The sequence below is a fragment of the Arenibacter sp. 6A1 genome (genome assembly GCF_012272855.1).
Lineage (GTDB): Bacteria > Bacteroidota > Bacteroidia > Flavobacteriales > Flavobacteriaceae > Arenibacter.
In genome coordinates, this window is the sequence record NZ_JAAXCQ010000004.1 from 133,410 (window position 1) to 159,436 (window position 26,027).

The 26,027-nt window shown below is 39.9% G+C and carries 21 protein-coding genes and 3 tRNA genes; 8 read left to right on the forward strand and 16 right to left on the reverse strand.

The features are described 5' to 3' along the window. The first annotated feature begins 51 nt into the window (after nt 1-51). From HCG49_RS04565 to HCG49_RS04575, 3 genes are all read left to right on the forward strand, one after another. Nucleotides 52-125: transfer RNA gene (locus HCG49_RS04565), tRNA-Thr, on the forward strand. Between the two features lie 54 nt (nt 126-179). Further along, a tRNA-Tyr gene (locus tag HCG49_RS04570) sits at nt 180-261 on the forward strand. A 90-nt stretch (nt 262-351) separates the two neighbouring features. Beyond that, a tRNA-Gly gene (locus tag HCG49_RS04575) sits at nt 352-424 on the forward strand. 293 nt (nt 425-717) lie between these two features. Here the strand turns inward: HCG49_RS04575 and HCG49_RS04580 are convergent. Further along, a complete protein-coding gene (locus HCG49_RS04580) occupies nt 718-2,352 on the reverse strand; it encodes a hypothetical protein (RefSeq protein ID WP_168468371.1) in 1,635 nt (544 codons plus the stop codon). Nucleotides 2,353-2,380: 28 nt separating this feature from the next. After that, nucleotides 2,381-3,142 carry a hypothetical protein gene (locus tag HCG49_RS04585; protein ID WP_168468372.1) on the reverse strand — a complete coding sequence of 254 codons (762 nt, stop codon included), beginning with the start codon at nt 3,140-3,142 and terminating at the stop codon, nt 2,381-2,383. Nucleotides 3,143-3,585: 443 nt separating this feature from the next. On the opposite strand from HCG49_RS04585, the gene HCG49_RS04590 reads away from it, so the two are divergent. Together HCG49_RS04590 and HCG49_RS04595 are read left to right on the forward strand one after the other, a co-directional pair. Beyond that, entirely contained in the window at nt 3,586-4,461 is an 876-nt protein-coding gene (locus HCG49_RS04590) for a helix-turn-helix domain-containing protein (protein ID WP_168468373.1), read from the forward strand. 57 nt (nt 4,462-4,518) lie between these two features. Then, entirely contained in the window at nt 4,519-5,148 is a 630-nt protein-coding gene (locus HCG49_RS04595; RefSeq protein ID WP_168468374.1) for a pseudouridine synthase, read from the forward strand. Nucleotides 5,149-5,175: 27 nt separating this feature from the next. On the opposite strand, the gene HCG49_RS04600 is transcribed toward HCG49_RS04595, so the two are convergent. The 3 genes from HCG49_RS04600 to HCG49_RS04610 form a co-directional block, all read right to left on the reverse strand. Next, on the reverse strand, nt 5,176-5,571 hold the full coding sequence (locus HCG49_RS04600) for an SRPBCC domain-containing protein (RefSeq protein WP_168468375.1): 396 nt from the start codon (nt 5,569-5,571) through the stop codon (nt 5,176-5,178). A gap of 79 nt (nt 5,572-5,650) precedes the next feature. Then, the gene (locus HCG49_RS04605) at nt 5,651-7,636 is read right to left on the reverse strand and encodes a heavy metal translocating P-type ATPase (RefSeq protein ID WP_240938633.1); all 1,986 of its coding nucleotides are present in this window, start codon (nt 7,634-7,636) and stop codon (nt 5,651-5,653) included. Between the two features lie 126 nt (nt 7,637-7,762). Beyond that, entirely contained in the window at nt 7,763-8,014 is a 252-nt protein-coding gene (locus HCG49_RS04610; RefSeq protein ID WP_240938634.1) for an SHOCT domain-containing protein, read from the reverse strand. A 505-nt stretch (nt 8,015-8,519) separates the two neighbouring features. Here HCG49_RS04610 and HCG49_RS04615 point away from each other — a divergent pair. Together HCG49_RS04615 and corA are read left to right on the forward strand one after the other, a co-directional pair. Continuing rightward, on the forward strand, nt 8,520-10,808 hold the full coding sequence (locus tag HCG49_RS04615) for a type IA DNA topoisomerase (protein ID WP_168468377.1): 2,289 nt from the start codon (nt 8,520-8,522) through the stop codon (nt 10,806-10,808). A gap of 212 nt (nt 10,809-11,020) precedes the next feature. Continuing rightward, a complete protein-coding gene (corA, locus tag HCG49_RS04620) occupies nt 11,021-12,085 on the forward strand; it encodes a magnesium/cobalt transporter CorA (RefSeq protein WP_168468378.1) in 1,065 nt (354 codons plus the stop codon). A 21-nt stretch (nt 12,086-12,106) separates the two neighbouring features. Here corA and HCG49_RS04625 read toward each other — a convergent pair whose 3' ends face one another. The 8 genes from HCG49_RS04625 to HCG49_RS04660 form a co-directional block, all read right to left on the reverse strand. After that, nucleotides 12,107-13,066, reverse strand: a complete 960-nt coding sequence (locus HCG49_RS04625) for an EamA family transporter (RefSeq protein ID WP_168468379.1) — start codon at nt 13,064-13,066, stop codon at nt 12,107-12,109. 280 nt (nt 13,067-13,346) lie between these two features. Then, nucleotides 13,347-14,657 (reverse strand): DEAD/DEAH box helicase, encoded by a 1,311-nt coding sequence (locus HCG49_RS04630; RefSeq protein ID WP_168468380.1) that lies wholly within the window; start codon nt 14,655-14,657, stop codon nt 13,347-13,349. Between the two features lie 466 nt (nt 14,658-15,123). Further along, nucleotides 15,124-15,573, reverse strand: coding sequence for a KTSC domain-containing protein (locus tag HCG49_RS04635; RefSeq protein ID WP_072764281.1), 450 nt, complete (start codon nt 15,571-15,573; stop codon nt 15,124-15,126). Nucleotides 15,574-16,199: 626 nt separating this feature from the next. Then, nucleotides 16,200-16,655 carry a cold-shock protein gene (locus HCG49_RS04640; protein ID WP_072764279.1) on the reverse strand — a complete coding sequence of 152 codons (456 nt, stop codon included), beginning with the start codon at nt 16,653-16,655 and terminating at the stop codon, nt 16,200-16,202. Between the two features lie 615 nt (nt 16,656-17,270). Beyond that, on the reverse strand, nt 17,271-18,362 hold the full coding sequence (gene arsB, locus HCG49_RS04645; RefSeq protein ID WP_168468381.1) for an ACR3 family arsenite efflux transporter: 1,092 nt from the start codon (nt 18,360-18,362) through the stop codon (nt 17,271-17,273). Between the two features lie 2 nt (nt 18,363-18,364). Beyond that, nucleotides 18,365-18,997 carry a low molecular weight phosphatase family protein gene (locus tag HCG49_RS04650; RefSeq protein ID WP_168468382.1) on the reverse strand — a complete coding sequence of 211 codons (633 nt, stop codon included), beginning with the start codon at nt 18,995-18,997 and terminating at the stop codon, nt 18,365-18,367. A gap of 15 nt (nt 18,998-19,012) precedes the next feature. Further along, complete coding sequence (locus tag HCG49_RS04655; RefSeq protein WP_168468383.1) at nt 19,013-19,486, reverse strand: DUF6428 family protein; 474 nt, start codon at nt 19,484-19,486, stop codon at nt 19,013-19,015. Nucleotides 19,487-19,530: 44 nt separating this feature from the next. Beyond that, nucleotides 19,531-19,863, reverse strand: a complete 333-nt coding sequence (locus HCG49_RS04660; RefSeq protein ID WP_168468384.1) for an ArsR/SmtB family transcription factor — start codon at nt 19,861-19,863, stop codon at nt 19,531-19,533. Between the two features lie 451 nt (nt 19,864-20,314). Between HCG49_RS04660 and HCG49_RS04665 the strand changes: the two genes are divergently transcribed. After that, nucleotides 20,315-23,218, forward strand: coding sequence for a TonB-dependent receptor (locus HCG49_RS04665; protein WP_168468385.1), 2,904 nt, complete (start codon nt 20,315-20,317; stop codon nt 23,216-23,218). A gap of 93 nt (nt 23,219-23,311) precedes the next feature. Here the strand turns inward: HCG49_RS04665 and HCG49_RS04670 are convergent, their stop codons facing one another. The 3 genes from HCG49_RS04670 to HCG49_RS04680 all read right to left on the reverse strand — a co-directional run bounded on the left by HCG49_RS04670 (nt 23,312) and on the right by HCG49_RS04680 (nt 25,896). Next, nucleotides 23,312-23,743 (reverse strand): peptidylprolyl isomerase, encoded by a 432-nt coding sequence (locus HCG49_RS04670; RefSeq protein ID WP_072764273.1) that lies wholly within the window; start codon nt 23,741-23,743, stop codon nt 23,312-23,314. A 225-nt stretch (nt 23,744-23,968) separates the two neighbouring features. After that, nucleotides 23,969-25,351 carry an FAD-binding oxidoreductase gene (locus HCG49_RS04675; RefSeq protein ID WP_168468386.1) on the reverse strand — a complete coding sequence of 461 codons (1,383 nt, stop codon included), beginning with the start codon at nt 25,349-25,351 and terminating at the stop codon, nt 23,969-23,971. A gap of 65 nt (nt 25,352-25,416) precedes the next feature. Beyond that, nucleotides 25,417-25,896 carry a cupin domain-containing protein gene (locus tag HCG49_RS04680; protein ID WP_168468387.1) on the reverse strand — a complete coding sequence of 160 codons (480 nt, stop codon included), beginning with the start codon at nt 25,894-25,896 and terminating at the stop codon, nt 25,417-25,419. Nucleotides 25,897-26,027 lie beyond the last annotated feature (131 nt).

The following is a 26,027-nucleotide window of genomic DNA, read 5'->3' on the forward strand; positions in this document are numbered from 1 at the left end:
TTTTCTATTGCTTTTTCCTTTACGGAAAATGTGTTAGTTGATAAAAATTGTGCCGATGTAGCTCAGCTGGCTAGAGCAGCTGATTTGTAATCAGCAGGTCGTGGGTTCGAGTCCCTCTATCGGCTCAAAATATTGGAAATACCGAAAGGTTTTTCAAGGTTCTTTTAAATATTAGTGTTGGGGAGATACTCAAGCGGCCAACGAGGGCAGACTGTAAATCTGCTGACTACGTCTTCGCAGGTTCGAATCCTGCTCTCCCCACTAAAGACCGAAACGTCTTGGTATGAAAAATACCTTAAAATAATGTTTGAAATATTGGAAATATGTTTTAGGTTTGCCTAAAATTAAATTGCGGGAGTAGCTCAGTTGGTAGAGCGTCAGCCTTCCAAGCTGAATGTCGCCGGTTCGAACCCGGTCTCCCGCTCTATTTTTTCTAATACTTTTCCTTTCCAAAATACAGCCCCTTTATTTAGTTTTAGTCCTTATTAGATGGTTATTATGTGCCTATTCTGAAGGATATCTTAGATTGTTACATCAAATCTAAATTTTAAAGTTGTTTTTTACACTATCGCTGTTTACTCATAACCGTACCAACATAAACCATTGTTCCATTTCCACATAGTTAATTGATTCCGCGTTAGGGATGGCGGCGGCATCCCCGCAGCAACGCAAGGGATACAGCCAAGAGCCCGACCGACGAAGGAGGGAACGCCCAAATCACTCACAGGATCCCATCATGGAAAAAAATGTTTGTTTTTGTGCACCGTTCCCCCAGTATTCCCATTTTTGACCTGACATCCTAAAATCGGATTTTAACAGAGTTTTCTTCGCCATAAAGGCTTGCCCCTTATAGACAACTCTAAAGTCATAGGTTTTACCCCATTCCAATAAGTCAGTTTTCAATTTCCCCTTTTTACTCGATGAAAATCGTTCCCATCTATTGGAAGAAGCCAATTTGTAATCTATGGGGCCGGAATATCTAAAAACACCATTGCTACAATGGGTTTCCAAATCGAAATAAAGTTTAGGATTCAGAGACACCTTCTTATTGGTTAACGTCCCTGTGGTTGCACATGAATTTAAATCGATCCTGTCTAAAGGCGTGGCAACAGCATAGGATCCTTCGTATAAGCTCACCTCATAATTCATATTTTTAGGCAGTTTAAAGAGCACTTCGTCACCATTATTCACAGCAATGGCCTTATCTCCTATCAATTGTCCGTTACCGCCTTTCTGAGCCACGGTAATATAAACCGATGAAGGAAGTTCCGAACTAGCGTTATAGCGCAGTTTAACAGGTGTTGAACATATAGGATGATTAAATGCCAACATCCAAACAGACAAATGGCTTACTGGGATAACCGCAAAAAACTTGCCCGAGCCATCTCTTTCTACCATTACATTCCCCTCCTTGTTCCATATAATACTGGCCTCATCTTTACTCCATACCGGAAATTTATCGCCCAATCGGATTGTTCTATCAGCCTCTGGGTGATAGGTTGTCGACGGCAAAAACATTTTCACCGATATAGGTTTTGAAAATGTCTTTATAGGCGTATTGGCCACCTCAGCGGTTACATCTATAGCTCCGGCAACAAGAAAAGACACTCTTTCTCCTGAACTAGTGAGTACATCATGCACTCCACCAGCGATATTCATGGCCGCTGCAGGATTGGTGTTATTAAAATGTGTCAGGGCGATATTTAAAGTGCTACCGCTAGAGATTTGTTTGTTATGAACATCCTTAAAAGTTGTTTCTGCCGAAATATTGACCTCCACTACGGGATCTGGACTAGTACCTTTAGACTCTAAGACCAAGGAAACATCTTGCTTGGAAACACCATTTTCTAGACCGTTGTTCTGATATTTATTAAAAGTAATTCCATCCGGGGTTTCAGAATCCTTTATCAGTTTAATATCTACAAACTGCAAACTATCCAAAGAACTAATAGTAATTGCCCTGGTATTGGTCAGGTAATTTGGTGCTTGAACCTTTACTTGAAAGCGCAAAGGATTGGCATCACTTATATCGGTATAGGGTTTCACTGCCAAGGTTATGGAATTATTAACCAATTTAGCTGCCCCTACTTTATTGTTCAGTGAATGTCCGTCTGTAGCATACATTAACCCCTGATCTATAGCCTCTCCACTGAGCGTTATTTCTGCGTTGTCAGGGTAAGGGGTAGGAGCCAAATCATTGGCATCTACTACTTGTACCCCTACTCTATAATCTATAAAATCATTGGACAGTACAGCAGTCATCCCTTCAAAGGGACTTTCACAGCCAATCGGAAGGCTAAACGCTAATAATAAGATAGCTACTAGCAGTGATTTACAACCTAACTTTTTCATAAATAGTTTTTTTATATTTTATATTGGCTTATAAATTAATTTGCATCACCAACTGTACAAAAGGCATAAATTGGTACTCTTTAATATTGTTTTCTAAAATTGGTGCTTGGGAAGATGTTGGCGTTAACATATTGGTCCCTACCATATCTACCGAAGGCCGACCATGATAGTTGGCTCCTGCCTCCATAATAAGATTAAACTTTTTCCCGATGTAAAAAGGATCATAGCCTAGACTTAAAAACGGCTGAATTTTATTGGTTATAATATTGGTCTTTACCGTTCCTATCTCCTCTTGCTCAAAAACAAGTTCTCCCCATCGTACTTCTCCGTTGAGGCTAGCGTCATAAAAAAACTTAGGATCATCTACATACCATAGTCCGCCCCTAATTTTAAGGGACCTAAAAAAATTAAGGTTTTTTTGATTTGCCGCAAAGGGAAACCATTCATAACTAAATGCCGCCATTAAAGTCCTAATGTCAGAGGCCAAATTAAGGCTTCGATTGCCCCATTGCCCTTCCATGCCCGAATTGGAACTGCGATAAATAAGGTCTACTCGTAACCGGTGCCCATCTAGAATAGACTTGGCCACTTGAATGCCCGACTCATAGATTGTATAGTTTTTAATTGATTTGCCTCCCGCCACAAATCCTAAGGACCAGTCCGACACTTGCAAATCTTTGATAGGGACTTCTTGAGTAGTCTCTATTTGCTGCTCCTGCGCTATAAAAAGCTGTACGGACATAAGGGCTAGCAAAATTAGGTACAACTTTATTTTTTGGTTGATTTTCATAAATGGATGAATGGTTTTATATTAAAAAGATTTCCTTACATAAACAGTTACTAAAAGACAACATTGACCCCAAAATCCAATTTGGGCTGATGTACTAACGCAGATATTGATATTAAATTGTTTCTTAAAATTGAGGAATCAATTACCTATACAACGCTTACGCACTCCTAGCCTACCACAGAAAAAACCCCTTGGCTTTATGCTATTTTTTAAAACGCTATTTTTGTACTAATCATGCTTTTATGAATTAGAAACTAGCAGGATTTTTTTTTTAGAAACTGTAAAGCAATTACTTTTTATAAGGAGTCTTTCTACTAAAAAGCCACTTCCTAAGATATTACTGCCTTCATTTTTTGAACATTAGACGCTAAAAAACAACTCCTTTAAATATTGTTTTAGGAGCGTCATATTTTGTACATTTAGGACATTTTTATCTTCATCGTATGAGCCATCCACGTATACTTACCATCCATCAATTTGAGCAGGACATTGCCACCCCCGAGTTTTATTGCAACACTTTTAAAGACCATATTGCCTGTCACCACGGAACTATTTCCAAGCCCCATAAGCACGACTTTTATGTAACCGTCATTTTTACGGAAGGAAAAGGTGTTCATGAGATCGATTTTTATACCTATCCTATTCGTCCGGGATCGGTATTTTTTTTAAAACCCGGACAAACCCATCATTGGAACTACTCAGAGGACACAGAAGGCTACATTTTTTTACATTCGGAAAATTTCTATGTATTGGAATTTTTAAGCCGACCCCTTCAAAATTTTCCTTTTTACTATTCCGCGCACAATACGCCATACCTACAAATAAGCCAAGAGGAGATCTACAAAGTGGCCCCTTATTTTCAACTGTTAAAGCGTGAATTTGATACCGCCGCAATCCTTAAAAAACAAAAAATAATCGGTCTAATAGATTTAATTTACATCGATCTGAGCAGACTATACCTGGAGCAGGCCTCAACAGATACTATAAAATCTACTACCTATATAAAAAAATTAAGGGCTCTTGAAAAATTGATTGAAAACCAATTTCTAGCCGAAAAATCTCCGGCTTTCTATGCCGATTTACTAAATATCACCCCAAAACACCTGAATAGAATCACCCAGACCACCCTAGGCAAAACTACCGTAGCGCTCATTACGGACCGTGTGTTATTAGAAGCCAAAAGAATGCTGGTATACTCCAATGATTCTTTTACCAATATCGCCAGGCATCTAGGATATGAAGACTATGCCTATTTTTCCAAACTCTTTAAGCAAAAAACCGGCCTTACTCCTTCTCAGTTTAAGAACACCTACTTATAACACTAACAATTAAGGAGAGCCCGAGAAAAATCTGTTCACTATCTTTGCTCCCTAATCATGGAAACAGCACACCTTCACTTTAAAATATACAAGCCTTTCGGCATGCTTAGTCAGTTTATGTCTAATGATGCCAAGGAAGCCAGAAAAAAACGTTTTCTAAGCGATCTCAATGATTTTCCAGAAGGCACCATGCCAGTTGGCCGTTTGGACGAAAAATCGGAAGGATTATTACTGCTGACCACCGATGGTAAATTGAGCGACCTTATTAATCGTTCGGGAATTGAAAAGGAATATTATGTGCAATTGGATGGAGATATTACCAAAGCAGCCATAGAACGTTTAGAAGCAGGCGTAGAAATTGGTTTCAGTGGCAAAAAATACCAGACAAAACCTTGTAAGGTACAATCCTTAGCACAGCCTCCCTTACTTCCCGAACCTGACAAAAAAATAAGGCTGGCCAGGCATAGGCCTACTTCTTGGATAAGTATCACCATTACGGAGGGTAAATTCCGTCAAGTCAGAAAAATGACTGCAGCGGTAGGATTTCCGACCCTAAGATTGGTAAGGGTTCGTATTGCCGATATACATTTAAAGGAACTTCTGCCTGGTACGGTAGCTGCTATACCCCAATTACCTTTGGATACGCAAATTGTAAGTTATGCTTCCAATGAATACGAAGTCAAATAAATACAGTGCCCGTCATTTTTTGATGGTTTATTTATCTGTAAAATAGGCTATCATGGGCTCAAAATAATGGGAGACCCACCCTTGTTCCACATGGGCCTCTTGTTCTGGCACCTTGCTATGGGTAAGGGTCAACAAAGTCCCTTTTTCGTGATTTTCAAAATTAATTTCAATTTCAGAATCCTCATCTGTGGATTTAAATCCGGTTGTACGCCAAGACTGAATAATTTTCGAATTCGGTTCTAGCACTAGGTTTTTGCCCCATAAATAAGCATTATGGGCGGCAAAGGGCTTCCCTACCTCATCATTAACAATGGCAGGCGAGCCCCCGGTCATCTCAGCATGACTTTCCGAATTGAGCCAAGCCTTGTACACCTCGGTTGGAGAGGCCGGAATAACAGTTTGTAGACGGAATTTTATAAGCATACCAAAAGGTACAAAAAAAAACGAATGCCTATGGTGCTTAAGTTTATTATTCTACCCATCGTTGTTGCGCACTTTGCACCTACTTAAAATTGTCCTTAAATCGCAATAATCGCAAGGCATTGAACACCACTACAAGGGTAGACCCCTCGTGCATGGCCACGGCAACCCCTATACTTGCCCAGCCCATTATAGTGGCTGGTATTAATAAGGTCACCACCCCCATACTAATCCATAGATTTTGTTTAATGATATTTTTAGAGGCTCTGCTTAAAGCGATTACAAAGGGGAGTTTTTCTATTTTATCGGACATTAGGGCTACATCGGCTATTTCCAAGGCTACATCGCTGCCTGCTGCTCCCATAGCAATACTCACGGTACTCATTGCCATAGCGGGCGCATCGTTCACCCCATCCCCGACCATGGCCACCTTGGCATCGGTTTGTTTTAATTTCTCAATAGCCGAAACCTTATCTTCTGGCAATAAATTTCCTTGAACCTCGGTCATCCCTATTTCTTGCCCTATGGAATCACCAACATTTTGATGGTCCCCGGTAAGCATGACCATTCTTTTTATTCCTAACTCCCGTAATTTCGCTAGTGTGTTTTTGGCAGTAGCCCTAGGAACATCCATCAGGCTCAATAAACCTATTATTTCATTTTTATAGGCCACCAACATGACGGTATGCCCATTTTTAAACAGGTTGTTTTTATGGCTCAGAATAGCCTCACTGATAGCCAGCTGTTGTTCTTTCATCAAGGCTTCATTTCCTATAAAAACCGTGGCGCCCTGGTAATGGGCCTTGATTCCTTTTCCCTGTATTGCAGTTATATTAGATGCCTCTCCATTAGCCTGGGTACCATATTGTTCTTTAACCCCTTTTACAATAGCCTTGGCCAAGGGATGGTTACTTAATCTTTCGACCGCTACTACCAGCTGCAAAAACTCCTTTTCATCAAATTCCTTGAAGGTTTTGACATGGGTTAGTTTTGGTTTTCCTTCTGTTAGGGTTCCTGTTTTATCGAAGGCCATGGTAGTAAGGCTTCCCAAGTCTTCCAATGCGCGTCCACCTTTTATAAGTACTCCGCCCCTGGCGGCTCTCGCTACGCCACTTAATACCGCACTGGGAGTAGAAATTGCCAAAGCACAAGGACTGGCCGCAACTAGAACACTTATAGCCCTATATAGGCTTTCATCTATAGTTTCATCGAGTACGACATATCCAAAACACAAAATAAGTACAAGAATAATTACGGAAGGAACAAAGCGTTTTTCAAATTTTTTGGTAAGTCGTTGTGTAGGGGATTTTTTTGTTTCTACCTCACTGACCATTTTTATCAGCCGGGCAATGGTAGAATCTTCCTTTAATTTTAACACCATCACTTCTATGGCAGTATCGCCGTTCATGGTGCCGGTAAAAACGATGTTTTTTTTATCCAAGGTGTCAAAATCAGATGTATTTCCAAGCTTGTCAATCGCCCACTTATCTACAGGCATACTTTCTCCTGTAATGGCGGCTTCGTTAATACTGCTGTTTCCCTTTATAATAACTCCGTCCGCAGAAATTTTGCTATGAGGCTTCACTATAATGACATCCCTTACTCGCAATGCATCTACCGAAACCTCCTTTATAGCGTCTGCTGTTTTTAACCAAGCGGTTTTTGGCGACAAGTCACCCAAGGCCCGAATAGCTTTTTTAGCTTTGTCCATGGCATGGTTTTCTAGGGCATGCCCCAAACTGAATAAGAAAAGTAATAGCGCTCCCTCTCCCCATTCTCCAATATAGGCAGCCCCCAAGGCCGCAACGATCATCAAAAAATCTATTTCAAATTCACCTTTCCGAATCTTTTCAATAGCTTCGAGACTGGCAAAATAGCCACCAAAAAAATAGGTAGCATAGTAAGAATAGCGCCAAGTCCATTCCGGAAAATCGGTTGTAAATTTGAAAAGTAATCCGGCCACAAAAAAAACACCGGCTAATACTGCATAATACAAGGCTGTTTTTTCACCAAAAATGCCATCATGGTTATGATCATGTACATCATTCCCCGAATGCTTGTCCTTCATATACATTATTCTTAACTATTTCTGTAAAAATAGCTTAAAAGACCGTGCAATGTATATGCTTTTATAGATCAGTGTTATGCACACTGGCCTTTAATACCTAAATCTCAATGCCCCCCATTTTCATGTTTAAGAAAGGACATCAGTGTTTTTTTTTGTGGTTTCATCATTCGATTGCAAAATTCTTTTGTATTCCTTGTATTGTTCTTTGGTGATTTCACCTTTCGCGAATCTCTTTTTAAGAATATCCAAGGGATCTTCAGCCTTAGGCCCCTTATAGTGAATATCCAAGGGCATAAAGAAAATCCAAACCAAAATAATTAACCAAACTATCCACCATATATAATGCATTCCTCCAAAATGGCTACCGTAATCTTGCATACTTACTGTTTTTAGTATAATTATCAAAAACCCTGAACCTATTCAAAGCATAAAACAGATTAAAATAAGTCCCCACATCATGGTTTTATACGACTATCACATACACCATAGGTAGCTGAAGGCCGTTTAGAGTTTGTAGAAATCCATGGGTTCTATAGAGAATTTTCAGAGCCCATTGCACTAGTAAAAGTATAATCCAAAATAAAGTAACACCATGATTCTTATCATGTCATCTATATAAGTTATGATTTTCAGGCATATAGCACCATTGGATTCCCGCTCCCTTATACTGCATTTTTTATTTAAAAGAAACGCAACAAAAGGAACTTTTTGGAAAATCCCTAAAGCAATTCTGACAATTGGCCATCTATGATTACTATAAGTGAGACCCACTATTATTTTTGTTTATGAGCACATCATAAATCTGCTTAATCTCCCTCCTCAGATGTGGAATAAGTTTATGAAAAATCATTACTTTGCAACTCTTATTTAAACCATCGTAGAAGTGAAAGTTTGTATAGCCGAAAAACCAAGTGTTGCCCGTGAAATTGCCTCAGTATTAGGTGCAAATACCAAACACGATGGTTATTTTGAAGGCAATGGTTATGCGGTCACCTTTACTTTCGGACATCTTTGTACCTTATTTGAACCCAATGATTATAAATCGTATTGGAAGAGCTGGGATTTAAATAATTTACCCATGCTTCCAGAAAAGTTCCAGACTAAGGTGGTAGAAAATGCTGGAATTCAAAAACAATTTAAGATCGTAAAAAAATTGTTCGACCAAGCCGAACTGGTCATCAACTGCGGGGATGCCGGCCAAGAGGGAGAACTAATTCAGCGCTGGGTACTACACCAGGCAAATTATAAGGGAGAAGTAAAGCGCTTATGGATATCTTCCCTGACCACCGAGGCCATCAAAGAAGGGTTTACCAACTTAAAACCTTCGGAAGACTACGACAACTTGTATTATGCGGGATTTTCGAGAGCTATTGGAGATTGGTTGCTAGGGATGAATGCCACAAGGTTATACACTTTAAAACACGGGGGCTATAAACAGATGCTTTCTATTGGCCGTGTACAAACCCCTACTTTGGCCATGGTTGTAAGCCGGTTTTTAGAAATCGAAAACTTTAAACCACAGCCGTACTGGGAATTACAGACCTTGTACAGAGAGACCCTTTTTAGTTATGAAGAGGGGCGATTCCTTAAAATGGAAGATGGTGAAGCCATTGCCAACAAGGTCAAAGACGATGAGTTCGAAATTGTATCCATCACCAAGAAAAAAGCCAAGGAATACGCACCAAAGCTTTTTGACCTAACCGGATTACAGGTGTACTGCAACACCAAGTTTGGATTTACGGCAGAGGATACCCTTAAAATCGTTCAAAAACTTTACGAACAAAAGGTTGTTACCTACCCTAGAGTAGATACTACCTTTTTACCAAATGACATATACCCAAAAGTGCCTGGGATTTTGTCTAAACTGACAAATTTTGCCGATTTAACAGCACCGATATTAGGAAAAAAAATAAAAAAATCGTCCAAGGTCTTTAACGATAAGAAAGTTACGGATCACCACGCAATTATTCCTACTGGAGTTCAAATCAACCTACAGTACAACCAACAACAGGTATACGATAGTATCGTAAAACGATTTATAGCCGTATTTTATGACGACTGTAATGTTTCCAATACCACGGTCATTGGAAAAGTAGCCGATATTAACTTTAAAACGACAGGGAAAGAAATCCTTTCCAAAGGATGGCGGATTGTTTTTGAAAACCCAAATTCTAAGGATAAGAAAGAAACGGGTATTTTACCCAGCTTTGTCAAAGGAGAAAAAGGGCCTCATGAACCTTCGTTTTTGGAAAAGCAAACCAAACCCCCTAAACATTTCACCGAAGCTACTTTGCTACGGGCCATGGAAACCGCCGGAAAACAAGTAGACAATGATGAGATGCGGGAATTGATGAAGGAGAATGGTATTGGACGTCCCTCTACCCGTGCCAATATCATAGAGACCTTGTTCAGGCGCAAATATATCGTTCGAAATAAAAAACAAGTATTGCCTACCCCAACAGGGCTACAGCTGATTGATACCATTCAAAACGACCTGTTAAAATCGGCCGAACTCACCGGTATGTGGGAAAAGCAATTAAAAGACATAGAAAAAGGGGACTTCAATGCAGGTACTTTTATCGCTAATATGAAGCAAATGGTAGACGCTTTGGTATATGAGGTTCGCAGTGAAAGCAAACGTGCTAATATTTCCCATGCGGTTGCCAGCAGTAAGGACACTCCAAAAGCCGCCGCAAAAAAGGAAGGTATTTTGTCCGAAACATGCCCAAAATGTAAAGAGGGCCAGCTTTTAAAAGGCAAAACCGCCTATGGCTGCAGCAAATATAAAACAGGCTGTGATTTTGTGCTTCCTTTTAATTTTATGGACAAAAAAATATCTGAAAAACAACTCATCAGACTCCTGCAAAAAGGATGTACCGTTAACCTAAAAGGATTTAAAACAAGCGCAGGGACCCAAGAAGGGCTGGTACGGTTTAACGATGCTTTTGAAATGATCTTGGAGCCTAAGAAAAAAACAGTAAAGGTACCAGAAACCCTCAGCTGTCCCAAATGTAAAAAAGGTACGGTTATTAAAGGAAAAACGGCCTATGGATGTAGTCAATACAGCAGTGGTTGCGATTTCAGGTACGCCTTTGACGACATAAAAAAGAAGGCTGCCAACAAACCCTTGACCAAAGAACTGGTCTTTGCCATTTTAAACGGTGAACAATAAGTCCACCGATTAATTTCATTATCCTTATATATTCTTTCCTCTCCCCAAGAAGATAAGACAGGCAAAATCCTTAGGGTTTTTAGGCCCTACATTCTTTCCTATGACACTATTTCCTTCTTTATAATACGGCTGTAGTCAGACTTTTCTACTGCCCTTTAAATTTAATACCTTAACTTTATTAGACAAAGACCTTATAAAACACCCCTTACTATATGGCCAGATTCATAAAGAAACAAAAACAGGAAATAGGGCTATCGCCAGACGCCCTTTATTTTCGCGGAAAAAAAAAGATAGACAAAGTATTGCTGCGTGTCATTGATTTTGATCCCAATAATTTAGAAGAAAACCCGGTCAATACCGTCAAGGAAGTCCTAAAATATAAGGATAAAAACACGGTTACCTGGTTTAATATCGATGGCTTGCACAATGAGGCTATTATGGAAGAAATTGCCCAAGGGTTTAAGTTAGACCGTCTTATTCTTGCCGAGGTGATGGACACGCAGACCAGGGCAAAGGTACACGAGTATGCCAATTGCATCTATATATCGATTAAAATGCTGCAACAAGACGAGCAGACAAATACCATTTCCGTAGAAAACTTAAGCCTATTAGTAACGGAGACCGTGATTATTTCTTTTCAGGAAAAAAAAGGAGATGTGTTTGAGCCTGTCAGGGAAAGGATAAGGAATCAAAAGAAAAGGATCAGAAATTCGGGCACCGACTATTTGGCCTTTGCCCTACTCGATATTGTGGTTGACAATTATATTTATATCATCAGTATTTTAGGCGATAAAATAGAGGACCTGGAAAACAATCTTTTACTAAATCCCAACCAAAAGGTCATCGATGAAATAAATGCCTATAAGAGGGAATTAAATTTCCTTAGAAAAAATATCAATCCGGCCAAAGAAATGATATTGACCCTGTCCAAAATGGAATCCGATTTTATCAACGAAGGCACTTATATACATTATAAGGAGCTTTTGGACAATATTAATCAGGCTACGGAATCCTCGGATAGTTATAGGGAGATACTCTCTGACCAATTAAACATTTACCACACTACCATTAGCAGTAGGCTGAACGATATCATGAAATTTTTAACCGTTTTTTCGGTTATTTTCATTCCCTTAACCTTTATAGCCGGAATTTATGGGACCAATTTTGATGTGGTACCGGAGCTGCATTACAAATACAGTTATTTTATTATGTGGGGCGTGATGATAGTGTTGGTGGTTGTGATGTTGATTTATTTTAAAAGAAAGAAATGGCTATAAAAACCACTATTCTTTAAGTCCCTAGGGCCTTTCGTTACTTTCTGTATCTAAAGCGGAGGCTGCTTTATTATGAAACCTGGAAAACAACAACATTTTTTTCTTGGTATTGATAAAATATACCCCAGTGAGAAGAATTCCCGCTGCTATCATGGATTGTACGGTAATTTGTTCTTCCAAAAAATACCATCCTAGCACAAGGGCTATTATCGGATTCACATAGGTAGAAGTTGCTACTTTTTCTGGGGAAACAGATTTTAACAAATAGTTAAAAGAGGTAAAAGCCACAATGCTTCCAAAGACAATTAATAGCAACATAGACCCTTGCACCTTTGCGCTCCAGTCTCCAGGCATGGACCATTGCTCTCCAAACAACAGACTGCCGAGCAGTAATATGACTCCACCTACAAACATTTGGTATCCGGTATTCACAAAATAATTGGCCGGTAAATCTGCCTTTGCAACAAACAAGCTGCTATAGGCCCAACTAAGCATACAGAGAAAAATCATGACCATTCCCAAAACAGAGTTTTCCTGACTCACTATTTCCTTTTGGCTTACCAACAAATAGATACCGATGACCCCAAGAACCACCCCTACGATGGACATAGGCTGTATTTTTTTATTCTGAAGAATACGCATTAAAAGCAATACCACTAAAGGCTGGGCAGAAATTTGAAGGGCTGCAAACCCACTGTCCACAAACCTCAGTGCCCACACCACTACCCCGTTCCCAAAACTTAGAAACAAAAATCCGGCTATAGTAGTATTGAGCAGTTGTTTTTTAGAAATCTTAGTACTGATCCCCATAATCTTACACAGCACAAAGATTAAAGATCCCGCTGAAATAAACCGGATGGCAGCCAACATAAATGGTGGCAATTCCGATACCGCGATCTTATTCAAGAGATAAGTAGATCCCCAGATTACATAAATAGAAAAAAAGGCAAGTACTATTAGTGTTGTATTCTTTGATTTTTCCATATAGCAGTCGCCACTTTTCAATGAAGTACAATACTAAGAAATAAACGACAAATTCATTCTCTAATTTACTCCTACTTTACAAAAGTTTGTTTCCGAATTTTAAAAAATAATTCCTAAGTCTATAGGGGTAAAGTGAATTAACGTCCTCTTTCAAACTCTACTTTTAACGACAATTCAATGGAAAAACAGCATTTTATAGATATCTCCAAAAAAAAGGGATGAAATAAGGTCGTTATTTCCCTTGCTGTTTCTCCAATAAATATCGAGCTTCGATCAGCGATTAAAGAATCGTTATTCTCACCTTTTTCTTTTTCAACCTACTATTGTTTAAGGTAGCGACCAACGTCTCGGCTATGGCCACAGGGACAGCTACAAACGTACAGTCGTGTTTTAGTTCTATCACCCCCAACTGATCGGCGGTAATATTTCCTTGTTTAAAAAACAATCCGGCAATATCTCCTTTAGAAATTTTGTCCTTTCTTCCGCCAGAAATGAATAAGGTTTGCCAATATTGAGGTTTACGGACGGCTTGTTTCGAAATATTTTCTTCGGGGATATTGACCGTAAAATCTGGTTCGGCTTCATTCTCTGCCTGTATGACATAGGCTGTACCCTTAGAATTTACCCTTGCTGTTCTACCGTTTCTATGGGTAAACTCCTCCTTTTTTAAAGGGAGTTCGTAATGCGCGATAAATTTCATTTCGGGGATATCTATTCCTCTAGCTGCCAGGTCTGAGGCCACAATAAGCTGATTGGTCCCGTTTCTAAATTTAATTAAGGAACGTTCTCTTTCCTGCTGTTCCATTCCGCCATGGAAAGTTCCGTGTTCGATATTATTCCTTTCCAAAAAGACACTCACCTCATGAATGCTATCTTTAAGGTTACAAAAAATTATCCCCGGTTGATTGCCCAAATGATGTAGCAGTTCTAATAAGGTGTTTAATTTTTTTCCCTTTGGAGCAATTACCTTTTTTAAGCTTAGCTTAGAAGTGGCCTCGCCTAAATAATCGATGGTAATAGGCTTATCGAGCCTTACAAATCCCGGGATTTTTATTCCTAAGGTAGCCGAGGTAAGGATACGCCTATTGATCGCAGGTAAAAACTCCATGATATATTTCATATCGTCCTCGAAGCCTATTTCCAAGGATTTGTCAAATTCGTCGAGCACCAAAGTTTTTATATACTCTGTAGGGAAACGCTCCCTGTCAAAATGATCGGCAATACGTCCTGGGGTCCCTATCAGGATTGCCGGAGAATGCTTAAGTTCCATTTTATCCTTCGCCATGGGTCTGCCACCATAAACGGCATTTACCTTGTAGCCAGAGCCCATGTTACGCACTACCTGTTCTATTTGAATCGCCAACTCCCTTGTAGGAACCAAAATCAAAGCCTGTACCTCAGAAGAGTCTGGGTTCAACCCTTTGATTAAAGGCAGCAAAAATGCCAGTGTTTTACCGGTCCCCGTTGGAGAGAGAATAATGGTATTGACCGATTTTTCTATCACAGAAAGAGCTTCTTCCTGCATAGGGTTTAACTGATGAATATTCAGTTTTTCAAGAATATCTTGTTGTTCTTTTATGTCGTTTGCCATAACTATATAGTGTTAGTGAAAGTTATTTTCCCTGAGCCAATGATGGCTACTGCTACTAAAAAAGCAGTACGTCCCCGGGAAATTATTATTTATGTAATCCCAATACCGGTGCTATTGGAAAACATCATTAGTGGTTGATGTTGTTGGGTACACTTAGCTGTGGTTGGCACCATAATAAACATCATTTTTCTTAAAATCCCTACAGATTTTCAATCAACAAAGGCAAGGTTAGTCTGGCTGTCTCCAAGTGTCCGTTTTAATAAAACCCACGGAACCTCCTTTTTGCCGAATTAAAACTAACCTTGCCTTTGTTGTATATGGGAGTGGCAGAAGCATTTTTGGCTCCAAAACCTCCTTGGAGTACTGCTGACCTGCTTTTCCAAAAATTAGTGAGACGCAACTGCTTTGTAAAACAACAGCGCTAAGAAGCGCTACTTGTCCGTATCGCTAGCATCCCAAAAAAATATTATGCCTCTTGAAGTTCTTTCTTCGATTTCCTATATAGGTAAGAAGTAAAAATATTTCTTTTTGCAAATCTCATTTGCTTGTCCGAATTGATCATTTTTACGAAAACACTTTTTGGAACACCAAAGTATTCATACGTAGATCCGTTTAAAAATGTAATTTCCAACAATAATCCTTTGTGTTGAAAATCGGCTATTCCAGATTCGCTAATAGTAGCATTATACTCCTCTAAATTTGCAGCCTTTGTTTCAGGGGCAATACTTACCAAGAAATGGTATCCATCAATTATTTGACGGCTTTTTAATTCTGCTTCTTCTCGTAATGCATCTCCTTCTTGAAATTTATCGGGGTGCCATTCCTTTACCAAATTTCTATAGGTGGTTTTTAATGCTTTAAGTTCAATGTCTTTTTCAACAGAAAACAATTTCTTGTATTCATTAATACGCTTCATAAAAGGCTTTTTCTAAATAAGCCGCGAAATTACATTATTTTCTTGTACTTAAAGCCTGTTTTAGAAAAGGGTTTTGTTTTATTTTGTGATTTAACGAACACCTAACCTTCAGAAAATCAAAAATTTACAGCTTCACCTCCTTTAATTATAGGCAGAACACCCCTATCTTCAGGGATATGAGATTTAATTTTAAAATGGAGCCGGCTCAAAATTGGCCTTTTAAAATGGACGCTAAAAATAGCTAAGAAACACTTTTTGAACCTAAGAAGTAAGCTTATGGGAATATTCTGAAAAGCAGGCGGGAATGTAATATAGGGGTACATCCGATGGTTTGAAATGAAAAATCCAAAACGAAGAAGCCCATATAATTCCATGGTTTCACCTACCGCAACAATAGCTGTAGGACAATAGCAGAGACCTGCTTGACGCCCTATTGGGCACTAAATGATAGATAGTTCCCCTTGGCCTATAAAAACAAATAGCACTAGAAATAGAAAGCCTTTCGACCATCTATTTTTTGTGCTTATCTTTTTTTATACATATGAACCGGTTACAATCACCGATTTATGAAAGTCCTACTTTAAGAATATTTATTCTCAAAGCAGTTAGAAATTTTACTGTTGACGTTATATTTTCTTAACACGAACGGCATTCATTCCTTTCATTCCTCTTTCAAGTTCAAAAGAAACTTTATCATTCTCGGCAATCTCGTCAATTAATCCACTCACGTGAACAAAGTACTTTTCGTTATTTTCAGAATCGATAATAAAACCAAAACCTTTAGAAGTATCGAAGAAAGAAACTTTACCATTTCTTACTGGATCGAATTCCTCAACATCACTATCATCTCTTTTAGGAATACCGATTTCTATCGATGCTGCGTCTATGACTACTTTTTTTGTTGGATCCGGCGGAGTATCGGTTAAATTTCCATCGTGATCTACGTATGCAAATTGAATTCCTGGTCCACTCTCTTTAGACGCTTCTTTACGAGCAACCTTTTTCTTTTGCTTTTCCTCGCGTTTCTTTAATCGTTTTTTTTCCTTTTCAGTTTTGTTATAGGTCTGCTGCGATTTTGCCATTAGCTTTATTAATAGGGTTTTAAATTATTAGTTTAGAAGAATTAGAAGAAAATGAAAAACTAAATAGGTCTTTGAAAAATACAAAAGAATATTAATCTTTATTTGTAGCGACAATAACTTCTATTATTGCCTAATTACTATCTCTTTAAACAGCTACAAAGATAAGCCTTATAATTTTAGTAAGAGTATTTAAATTTCTCACCTTTTTTATTCCATACTTGATTTATAAATTCGACATCCTTTAAAGGCTTTGATAAGCCGTGTCGATTAAAGCAAGTACCTCTTTTCAGAATACAAAAATATTACTATTATCTTATTTAAACAAATACTTTACTAATGTAACATCAAATCAATTTACTTTTTTCTAAATTTTCTTTAAATTTTCAAGGCTTTTCCCTTGAAATAAGCCCTTCGTTATCGGGCGTGTTTTTTATGCGTTAGGGACCGCGGCGGCATCCCCGCAGCGGAGCAAGGGATATAGACAAGGGCCCGACCGACGCAGGAGGGAACGCCCAAACCCTTATCTAGAGGATTATAAATAATAGTGCATTCTTATAATATAATCCCCTGATCCGTTTTATTCCTATTCGAAACAAAATTCTTCAATAAGAGCTGCTACTTCTCTGTTTTTGGTAAGGTATCGGTAACCACCACCGGAATTGCCTCTCCCACATAGTACTTATTGCGCAACCAAAAAGACAGGCGAACCAATAAAATTAAGGCCGGCACTTCTACCAAAGGACCGATAACCCCCACAAAAGCCTGACCGGAATTTAAACCGAACACGGCGATGGCCACCGCGATGGCCAATTCAAAATTATTGCCCGAAGCCGTAAAAGAAATTGCGGCATTCTTGTCATAGCTGGCCCCAAATGCCTTACTGACAAAGAAGGACACCAGAAACATGACCACAAAATAAATGAGCAAAGGAACGGCTATTAAAAGGACGTCCATAGGAATTTCCACTATCATTTCGCCCTTGAGCGAAAACATCAGTACAATCGTACACAGCAGTGCTATGAGCGTCAAAGGACTTATGGCCGGTATAAACTTTTGGGCATACCATTGCTCCCCTTTTAGACGCACTAAAATGGTTCTGCTTAAAATTCCCAAGAGAAAAGGTATTCCCAAATAAATGGCGACACTTTGTGCTATTGTGGCAATCGAAATATCTACCAACGCGCCCTGAAAACCAAAATACGGAGGTAAGACAGTGATAAAAAGCCAGGTGTAAAAGCTATAGGCAAACACCTGAAAAATACTATTCAAAGCCACCAGACCTGCACCGTAATCGGTACTCCCCTCTGCCAGATTGTTCCAAACCAACACCATGGCAATACACCTGGCCAATCCTATCAATATTAAGCCAACCATATATTCAGGATGGTCTTGTAAAAAAATGATGGCCAAAAAAAACATCAGCACCGGACCAATAATCCAATTGAGCAACAGGGAAATGGATAAAATCTTTACGTTTTTAAACACTTTGGGCAGCAGTGCATAATTTACTTTTGCCAAAGGCGGATACATCATTACGATAAGGCCTATGGCGATGGGTATATTAGTGGTACCGCTGCTAAAGGAATTGAGAACTACCGGGAAGGAAGGGACAACATACCCTAAACCAACCCCTAATACCATTGCTATAAAAATCCAGGCTGTTAGATAACTATCTAAAAAACTCAGTTTCTTTTTACTTTTTGCCATACTTAAAACTTAATTTGTGAAAAAACATACCTCATTTCAGCTGCTATTTGCCTACTTCTTTCCGCGTATTTTGCCGATTGCTCCGGACTATTATCGAATGCTTTTGGATCCTCATAAGTCACTGGAATCCGTTTTTCGGCCCCTCCGATGTACGGACAGCCTTGATCTGCCTGTGTACAGGTCAATATGGCCGCAAAATTGGAGGTTGGATTAAAATTATCATCGAAAGTTTTGGAGAAAGCAATAATTGGGGCTTCGTTTTCACCAAACTTTATGGCGTAGACCGGATTGTTTTCCCCTCCTATTTTTTGTACGGAAAAACCGGTGGCTTCCAAGGTTTTTGCGACCATAGGGTACAAGGCTGTTTCCTCGGTTCCCCCAGAATAACAACTCACCTTCTCTAGTTGAAAATAAAAAGCCATTACTTGGGCCCATATTTGCGACAAATGACTCCTTCTGGAATTATGGGTACAGATAAAATTAAGGTTGATAGGGGCGTTAGCATTTACTTTCGCCTGAATGTATTCGATTAAAGGCGCTAGGATATCCTTGCGTTCTTCCGAAATATCGTCTTTTGCCACGGATTCAATAAACCCTTGAATCCCGACAAATACAGTAGCTTTGTTTTTTATCATCAATATCACTTGTGTTTAGCAACAACCACTGTTTGGAGTACAGCTTGTAGTAGCGGTTTGCGTTAAGGCTCCTAGTTTAATTTTTGTTTTTTTCGGGGGAACACCACAGGCATCCTTCGCCAAACAATCTGTGGCAGTGGTGGTCAACAAAAAATTCTCGCCATTAAAGTCCAATCCATATTTCCCTATAGTGGCTCCCTGATATTCTACTTCGATATCCAGATCTTCTAATCCCAATACCTTTTCGGACAACTCAATGATCCCTAGCAGTTTTTCTGGATGCAACCTATGGTCATAATCGTCGGCGGCCCAAAGTTGAAAATTGGCCACTTCTTCCTTTCTTACCGTTCCGCCGCAATCTATAAAGTGCTTACTGACCCTTCCTACTTCGGTAACATGAAAATGATTGGGCACCAAGGATCCGTCTGGGAGTTCAAAAGCAATGCTTTTCCTTTCCTGTAAAAATTCTTTTATTTCTGAAAGTTTCATATGTAGATATTTATTGTTTTCTTAAATCTTATGACAGTTTTCTTTTAGCAACACTTGCCTTTAGGCTGTTCTTTTTGATCTAAAAACTTCCCAAAAACAGCTGCTAATTCATCCCATTTTTCCTGGTCGATACAATAACAAATACTGGTCCCTTCTATGGTTCCTTTAATTATCCCCAGGTTTTTTAGTTCTTTAAGGTGTTGGGAAATAGTGGGTTGGGCCAGGCCTATTTCGGTCACCAAATCGCCGCATATACAAGATTCTGTTTTAAACAAATGCTGTATAATGGCGATTCTCGCCGGATTCCCTAAAACTTTAGCAATCCCTGCCAGCGCGTTTTGCTCCGCTGTAAACATTTCCGATTTTGTAATTCCCATATCCTTGAATCTATATATTGCAATATTACGATTAATCTAAAAACCATGCTATAAATTCTTATTTTTTAACACGGTGCCTCCTGAGTTTTATCAGGCTCCCTTAGGAAAACAATACCTAGCGTTTCTAGAAAACTTTTAAAGGAAATTATTCTCTGACCCCTTAGAAAACACTCCCCAAAAAATGTTTTCAAAGTTAAACCAGGTATCACCATATCAATTTTTGCTGCATAGGAGAATAGTACTCCCCTAAAAAAGTGCTCCTTTTTTCAAAACCTGTCCTACCGACGATTATTCATGAAAATCGAACCCCTACAAATACTTATCAAAACAACTACATTTTTCCTAAAACACTAACAATCTTGGAGTTCGACAAAACAATTCTTAATGATTTTCTTACGTAATGAATTAAAAATCATTAACTTTTGTACTTATTAACAAAAATAACTACCATATGAAAAAGCATGTATTTTTTGTTTTGTTCTTTTTATTGGGGGTAGTTGGCCTTGCCAGCGCCCAAATTACGGGAACAGTTTTAGATGAAGACGGGACACCTTTGCCTGGAGCATCCATTGTTAAAAAAGGCACCTCTATAGGTACCACTACAGATTTTGATGGTAATTTTTCCATTGAGGTCTCCATGGGCGATATCTTGGTTGTGTCATATATTGGATATGCCACCCAGGAGGTCACCGTAAACAGCACCAAAATGAACATCCGTTTAAGCGCGGGGGTAGCATTGACAGAAGTAGTTATCATAGGATCTCGTAACCCCAATAGAACGGCGACAGAGAGTACGGTTCCTGTAGATGTGATTGACATGAAGGAACTGAACAATGTAGCGCCACAGGTAAACCTTAATCAGATCCTAAACTACGTAGCCCCCTCTTTTACCTCTAATACCCAGACCATTTCTGACGGTACAGATCATATAGATCCGGCATCCTTACGAGGGTTGGGACCAGATCAGGTATTGGTACTTATCAATGGTAAAAGAAGACACACCTCTTCCCTTATCAATGTCAACGGTACCTTTGGCCGTGGTAGTGTTGGTACCGATTTAAATGCCATTCCTGCTGCTGCCATACAGCGTATAGAAGTATTAAGAGATGGCGCCGCTGCCCAATATGGTTCCGATGCCATCGCCGGTGTTATCAATATAATCCTTAACAAAAGCGTCAATGAACTGACAACCACAGTTACCACAGGCGCCCACTTTACCAAAAATGCCAATGACCAAACTGGAGGTGTAGACGGGGAATCTACCAATGTAGCCGCCAGTTATGGTATTCCGGTTGGCGATAATGGCGGATTCATAAACTTTTCCGGAGATTTTGATGTACGGAAAGAGTACAGCAGAATGAAGGAATGGGAAGATGATATTTTTAATCTCTACAATACGGTAGAAAGGGTAGCCTCTGCAGATGGATATGATGTTTTTAAATTATTGGATGACGATGTGAACGATGTAATACAATATGCCGATCAGGCCGGTATTGACCGCAACGGCGCCACCACAAAAGAAGATCTGAGAACCATTCTACAAGCAGATGCCACCGCTGCAGAACTTGCAGCAAGAGGACTGCAGAGAAGCGATTTCAATATGCGGGTCGGGCAATCCTCCTTGAGGGGAGGCCGGTTTTTTGCTAATTTCTCTATGCCTTTGGACGATAAAGGGACAGAAATGTATTCTTTCGCAGGAATAAGTTCTAGAACGGGAAACTCGGCCGGATTTTACAGATTGCCCAACCAGAGCAGAACGTTTACCCCGGCATATCCCAATGGATTCTTGCCAGAAATAAACTCCCATATTAAAGACCAGTCCTTGTCCTTGGGGATTAAAGGCATGATCGGCGATTGGAACGTAGATTTAAGCAATACTTACGGAAAAAACTCCTTTTTGTATACCATAGGAAACACCTTTAATGCCTCCATGCAAAATGCATCTCCTACCTTGTTTGATGCGGGTGGTTTTTCTTTCTCCCAGAATACCTCTAATTTAGATATCAACCAGTTTTTTGACGAGGCCATGTCCGGACTTAACATTGCCTTTGGTGCGGAATACAGGGTAGAGAATTACGATATCATTGCAGGGGAAGAGCCTTCTTATTCGCAATATACCGCCGATGGCCAGCGCATAACGCTTGCCTCCCAACAACCTTCCAAAGATTTCTTCGGAAACTCCAGACCTGGAGGATCGCAGGTTTTCCCGGGCTTTGCCCCTGCCAATGAATTGTCTAGAGGCCGTAGTAGTGTGGCCGGATATTTTGATGTAGAGGCCGATTTTTCGGAAGCCTTTTTGGCGAGTTTTGCCACTCGTTATGAGAATTATAGCGATTTTGGCTCTACCTTAAACTTTAAATTGTCGGGGAGATATAAGGCCAACGACAACCTGAATATCCGTGGCGCCCTAAACACAGGATTTAGAGCCCCTTCCCTGCACCAAATAAACTTCAATTCTACCTCCACTATTTTTGACAACGAAGGCAATCCGCAGGAAGTAGGAACCTTTGCCAACAATAGTAGAGCTGCCAAACTATTGGGAATTCCACAATTAAGAGAGGAAACTTCCCAAAGTATTAGTTTAGGGCTAACCGCAAAGATCCCCGATGCCAACCTAACAATAACAGTAGACGGCTATTTTGTAGCCATTGATGATAGAGTAGTATATACCGGGCAATTTGCCCCTACCCCAGATGCAGGTACAGGTAGCGGAGGCGTTCCGGCAGTATATTCCGGGGCACAATTAGAATTGTTCAATCTCTTACGCCAGGCCAATGCCACAGCCGCCTCATTCTTTGCCAATGCCATCGATACGGAATCTAAGGGTATCGACCTAGTGCTTACCCATGATTACTTTTTTGGCGATCAATGGAGATTGAAATCCGATTTGGCAGGGACTTTTTCGAAGACCAAGCAAGTGGGCAGCATCAACGCCTCCAAAATTTTAAGCGATGCAGGTTTAGTAGGCACCTACTTTCCTGAAGATAGCAGGGTATATTTGGAAGAAGCAGTTCCAAGAACTAAAATCAACCTTTCCAACAGCCTTACCTCGGATAAATTTATTTTCTTCTTGAGAAATGTATACTTTGGAGAAGTAACGGAGGCTACAACCACTGTAGCCAACCAACAAGTATTTGGCACCAAAGTGGTGACCGATCTTTCCGTGGGCTATAAAGCAACGGACGCCCTTACCCTTACCCTAGGAGCCAACAACCTGTTCGACATCTATCCAGATCGGGCAGAAGATCAATTTGGAAACAGAAGTGGTGGCCGATTCGATTGGTCGCGTAGAGCACAACAATTTGGAATTGGAGGAAGATATCTTTTTGCTCGTTTGAGTTTTACCCTTAAATAAAAGGGAAAACCACTCCATAAAAACCAAAAGAGGCCACAATATTGTGGCCTCTTCTTGTAATATGTCGTCATTGATTTATAACGAATCCTTTACCTATGCTTCAATGCTTACAAGTTGCAAGTCGAAAATAAGGTCTTGTCCTGCCAATGGGTGATTAGCATCAATAACAATATGCTCCTCATGCACCTCAGCAATACGCAATTCGTTTTCTCTTCCGTCTGGGCTTTTCGCCATCAATCCCATTCCAACTTCTGGCTTAATATCTCCAGGTAAGTCAGATTTTTTCACCTCGTGGAACATTTCTTTTTGAACATCCCCATAAGCCTCTTCCTTAGGAATAGTGATGGTTTTCTTTTCGTCGGCCTCCATACCTAAAAGTCCTTTTTCGAAACCTGGGATAAGAGCACCTTGTCCTAAGGTAACCTTAATAGGGTCTCTTTCCAAAGAGCTGTCAAATATTTGACCATTGGTTAATTTTCCTGTGTAATGTACTTGTACCGTATCGTTTTCTTTAACTTTACTCATAAATCCAATATCTGTGATTTGCAATTTTATAAAACAGTACAAACTTATGGCTTCTAAAATGCCTTAAGCCATAGGATGAAAAAAATATTCAAGAATTAATATATCTTTAATTTTTTAATAAAAATAATAGCAAAAAACCACTATTAATGCAATTCCGTAAAAAAAGTACCATTGGCCATATTGGCTAATTTGGGTTGATTTTCACTTTTGGTTACTGTCCTTGTCCTAAGGTTTTATATTCTGATTGACACTAAATAGGTTTTTAGAATCGTATTTTCTTTTAATTTCCACCAATCGTTCGTAGTTGTGTTTATAACTTGCTTTAACTCGTTCACTACCTTCATTCATCATAAAATTTGAATAGGCCCCTCCGGAGGCATAAGGGTGTACTGCATTGAAATAATCCTTGCACCAGTTAGTGATTTTTGCGGCATTTTTAGGATCGGGATCTACCCCAACCATTACCCCAGCATATTTTGCATCTCTATAAGCCCATGCCGTTGCCTTGGGACCAACCCTGGCAGCAGCCCCGCTAATAGGGTACAAATGCATCTGAGAAAGGGGGGTTGGAATTTCGGCTCCATATTTTTTATGACCTGCCCTGATCTCTGGTCCTAGGGCATTAAAAAAGTCGGCTCGCCAATACCATTGAAGTCCCGCCGGAAAATAACCATCGAACAAGGTTTGTACAGCGGGATAGGGCATTTCACCAACATGTTGGAATACCGGTTCTTTGGACAATACTGGCTTAAAGAGTTCGTCAAACTTATTTGGGTCTCCAGTAAAGCACCATACAATACCACAAAAATGTTTGTTATGAAGTTCTTCGGGAAAAGGAGCTCCCGGGATCACCAAAGTAGCAATAAACCCATTTAAATCGTCCGGAGCATTATGGATAAATCCATCGAACCACTCCATTATTTCTTCGGTTTGTTCTATAGGCCATAAGGTGGGCCCTCCAATAACTGTTTTAAGGGGATGGGCCTGAAATTTAAAGGAGGTAACAATCCCAAAATTTCCGCCGCCCCCACGGATCGCCCAAAATAAATCTTTATGATGCTCCTTGTTTACGGTCACAAAGCTGCCATCGGCCAGGACCATATCGGCCTCTAACAAGTTGTCTATGGTAAGGCCAAATTTCCTGGAAAGATATCCTACTCCCCCACCTAATGTTAATCCGCCAACGCCGGTACTAGAGATAATTCCGGCAGGAATTGCCAGTCCAAAGGCATGGGTGGCATGATCTACCTCTCCCCAAACATTTCCGCCACCGACCCTTACGGTATTGTCGGCCGTATTTATTCTGATGTATTTAATTCCAGACAGGTCTATCACCATGCCATCATCGCACGATCCTAAACCTCCTCCGTTATGCCCGCCCCCTCTTACGGCAATGAGCAAATTGTTTTCCCTTCCAAAGTTTACGGCACGCATCACATCGGCAACATCGACACACTTCACAATCATTCCTGGATGTTTGTCTATCATACCATTATACACCTTCCTACTTGTATTGTAGTTGGCATCGGAAGGCATCACCACCTCTCCTCTTATTCCTTTTTTAAAGGAAGCGATATTGCTCGCATCCAGATCTATTACCATTTCCATGATTTTGATGTTTTTAAATTAGGTATCGTTATACTAGGCACAAAAACCGGCTATCGGTTTTACCGTTATTCTTTTAAAACCATAGGAAAGGCATCCAAAGGTTTTTCAAAGGCGATGAATAGAACACATGGATCTTTAGGACCACATTTTGCTTTATGTGGTTTTTCAGAAGGACCATAGGCATAAGAGCCCATTTTCATAAGCTGCTCCTTTTCGCCCTCATAGGTCACGTATAATTCCCCGGAAACAAGTATCATACGTTCGGCAGAAGTGTGCCAATGGGTTGGTATCTCATAATTGGCAGGCACTTTAAAAAAGACATCTACATTCGCCTTTGCGGGGTCTCCGTGCAAGACTGCTATGGTACAGCCTTCTGGCATAAAAGGCGGACATGGTCCCCATACCAATTCTTTATCTTCATGGGTCTTTATCAAGGACATTTCAGAGGCTTCTCCATTGTTTTGTCCCGATAACGCCTGGGTTGCCAAAAACGTTAGTACCAAAGCGGCAACCCCTAGCTTTGGATAGGTTTTAAAATACGTCATGATTAAATTTTTTAAAATTAATAAGCCGTGCTATCTAGAAAATATTAGGCCAATTACCCGTCTTCCTTCCAGCGCCGAACACAACCCTATTCCTATTGCTTATAAGTAGCAGTATAATTTGGGCGTTCCCT

Excerpts from the sequence above, each read along its gene's own strand:
- HCG49_RS04580 (WP_168468371.1), bottom strand. The coding sequence starts at position 2,352 with ATGAAAAAGTTAGGTTGTAAATCACTGCTAGTAGCTATCTTATTATTA.
- HCG49_RS04585 (WP_168468372.1), bottom strand. The coding sequence starts at position 3,142 with ATGAAAATCAACCAAAAAATAAAGTTGTACCTAATTTTGCTAGCCCTT.
- HCG49_RS04590 (WP_168468373.1), top strand. The coding sequence starts at position 3,586 with ATGAGCCATCCACGTATACTTACCATCCATCAATTTGAGCAGGACATT.
- HCG49_RS04595 (WP_168468374.1), top strand. The coding sequence starts at position 4,519 with ATGGAAACAGCACACCTTCACTTTAAAATATACAAGCCTTTCGGCATG.
- HCG49_RS04600 (WP_168468375.1), bottom strand. The coding sequence starts at position 5,571 with ATGCTTATAAAATTCCGTCTACAAACTGTTATTCCGGCCTCTCCAACC.
- HCG49_RS04605 (WP_240938633.1), bottom strand. The coding sequence starts at position 7,636 with ATGAAGGACAAGCATTCGGGGAATGATGTACATGATCATAACCATGAT.
- HCG49_RS04610 (WP_240938634.1), bottom strand. The coding sequence starts at position 8,014 with ATGCAAGATTACGGTAGCCATTTTGGAGGAATGCATTATATATGGTGG.
- corA (WP_168468378.1), top strand. The coding sequence starts at position 11,021 with ATGGCCAGATTCATAAAGAAACAAAAACAGGAAATAGGGCTATCGCCA.
- HCG49_RS04625 (WP_168468379.1), bottom strand. The coding sequence starts at position 13,066 with ATGGAAAAATCAAAGAATACAACACTAATAGTACTTGCCTTTTTTTCT.
- HCG49_RS04630 (WP_168468380.1), bottom strand. The coding sequence starts at position 14,657 with ATGGCAAACGACATAAAAGAACAACAAGATATTCTTGAAAAACTGAAT.
- HCG49_RS04635 (WP_072764281.1), bottom strand. The coding sequence starts at position 15,573 with ATGAAGCGTATTAATGAATACAAGAAATTGTTTTCTGTTGAAAAAGAC.
- HCG49_RS04640 (WP_072764279.1), bottom strand. The coding sequence starts at position 16,655 with ATGGCAAAATCGCAGCAGACCTATAACAAAACTGAAAAGGAAAAAAAA.
- arsB (WP_168468381.1), bottom strand. The coding sequence starts at position 18,362 with ATGGCAAAAAGTAAAAAGAAACTGAGTTTTTTAGATAGTTATCTAACA.
- HCG49_RS04650 (WP_168468382.1), bottom strand. The coding sequence starts at position 18,997 with ATGATAAAAAACAAAGCTACTGTATTTGTCGGGATTCAAGGGTTTATT.
- HCG49_RS04655 (WP_168468383.1), bottom strand. The coding sequence starts at position 19,486 with ATGAAACTTTCAGAAATAAAAGAATTTTTACAGGAAAGGAAAAGCATT.
- HCG49_RS04660 (WP_168468384.1), bottom strand. The coding sequence starts at position 19,863 with ATGGGAATTACAAAATCGGAAATGTTTACAGCGGAGCAAAACGCGCTG.
- HCG49_RS04665 (WP_168468385.1), top strand. The coding sequence starts at position 20,315 with ATGAAAAAGCATGTATTTTTTGTTTTGTTCTTTTTATTGGGGGTAGTT.
- HCG49_RS04670 (WP_072764273.1), bottom strand. The coding sequence starts at position 23,743 with ATGAGTAAAGTTAAAGAAAACGATACGGTACAAGTACATTACACAGGA.
- HCG49_RS04675 (WP_168468386.1), bottom strand. The coding sequence starts at position 25,351 with ATGGAAATGGTAATAGATCTGGATGCGAGCAATATCGCTTCCTTTAAA.
- HCG49_RS04680 (WP_168468387.1), bottom strand. The coding sequence starts at position 25,896 with ATGACGTATTTTAAAACCTATCCAAAGCTAGGGGTTGCCGCTTTGGTA.